The organism is Thalassotalea profundi (assembly GCF_014653195.1).
Classification (GTDB): Bacteria; Pseudomonadota; Gammaproteobacteria; order Enterobacterales; family Alteromonadaceae; genus Thalassotalea_B; species Thalassotalea_B profundi.
In genome coordinates this window covers 1-1162 of the sequence record NZ_BNAH01000033.1, presented here as the reverse complement: position 1 = coordinate 1162, position 1162 = coordinate 1, and the positions used below count along the sequence as shown (strand labels likewise).

Genomic DNA, 1162 nt, shown 5'->3' with positions numbered 1-1162 from the left:
AAGTGAGGCCCAAGCTTTGGCTGCAACCAAAGCCTTTTTATACGACAGTTCGATTGAACGATGGCTCCTCTGTTGAGAGACCGATAACAAGTAAGAACGTCGTATAAAACTCCAAGCAATAAACTCGGATAGTCAACGGGGCCTCGAGCCCGAATTAGCAAGGCAGAGTCAGCTTATTATGAATAGCAAAAATAATCAAAATGAAATTAACGTCGGTGTCGATACAGGTAAAACTCAACTCGATATATACATACGCCCACTTGATATTTATTTCACCGTTTCCAATGATGAAAAAGGTATCAACAAGGCAATAAAAGAAATTAAAAAACACAAACCAACACGCATTGTTATTGAAGCAACGGGGCGACTTGAGCAAGCCTTTATCATTGCCTGTGCGAACGAGAAATTACCGTTTGTAATCGCAAACCCTGTACGTATCAAAAAGTTTGCGGGCTCTGTTGGTCAATTAGCCAAAACTGACAAGCTTGATGCCAAGTTAATTGCTTACTATAGCGAGGCACTAAAGCCCGATTTATCTACACTTAAGCCAGAAACCTTAAGAAAGATGAGTGATTTATTATCGCGCCGTTGTCAGTTAATGGAAATGCGCACAATGGAGAAAAATCGCCTTCAAATACTTCCTAAATCGCTAGAAAACACAATAAAACCGATGCTCACTGTGATTAACAATCAGCTCCAAAAAATAGACAATAAGATGGCTAAACTGATTGAACAATGCGATGAATATCAGCTAAAAAACGACATTATCCAGAGTGTTCCTGGCGTAGGAAATGTCGTTGCCTTTAGCCTGTTAAGTAACATGCCTGAACTTGGGTATATTACCAATAAAGAAGCTGCGGCCCTCGTTGGAGTAGCGCCAATAAACCGAGAAAGTGGTGCATTTAAAGGTAAACGAATGATACGTGGTGGGCGTCATCAAATACGCACTGCCATGTTCATGTCGATGATGTCAGCGATGCAATGTAACCCTGTTTTTAAGGCAACATACCAGCGACTTGTCGCCGCTGGAAAACCGAAAAAAATAGCCATCATAGCCTGTGTAAGAAAAATGGTTGTGATCTTAAATTCAATGGTGAGAGATGGTGTCTATTGGGATCCAAAAATGAATTAAATATTAGTGTTTGACACCATAGTCACTTGT

General features: G+C 40.4%; 1 protein-coding gene. It reads left to right on the top strand.

The annotated features are described in order from the left end of the window. Window positions 1-178 precede the first annotated feature (178 nt). Window positions 179-1132, top strand: a complete 954-nt coding sequence (locus IE155_RS17865) for an IS110 family RNA-guided transposase (RefSeq protein ID WP_189379695.1) — start codon at window positions 179-181, stop codon at window positions 1130-1132. The last annotated feature ends 30 nt before the right edge of the window (window positions 1133-1162 follow it).

Coding starts and splice junctions, on each gene's coding strand:
- IE155_RS17865 (WP_189379695.1), top strand. CDS start 179: ATGAATAGCAAAAATAATCAAAATGAAATTAACGTCGGTGTCGATACA.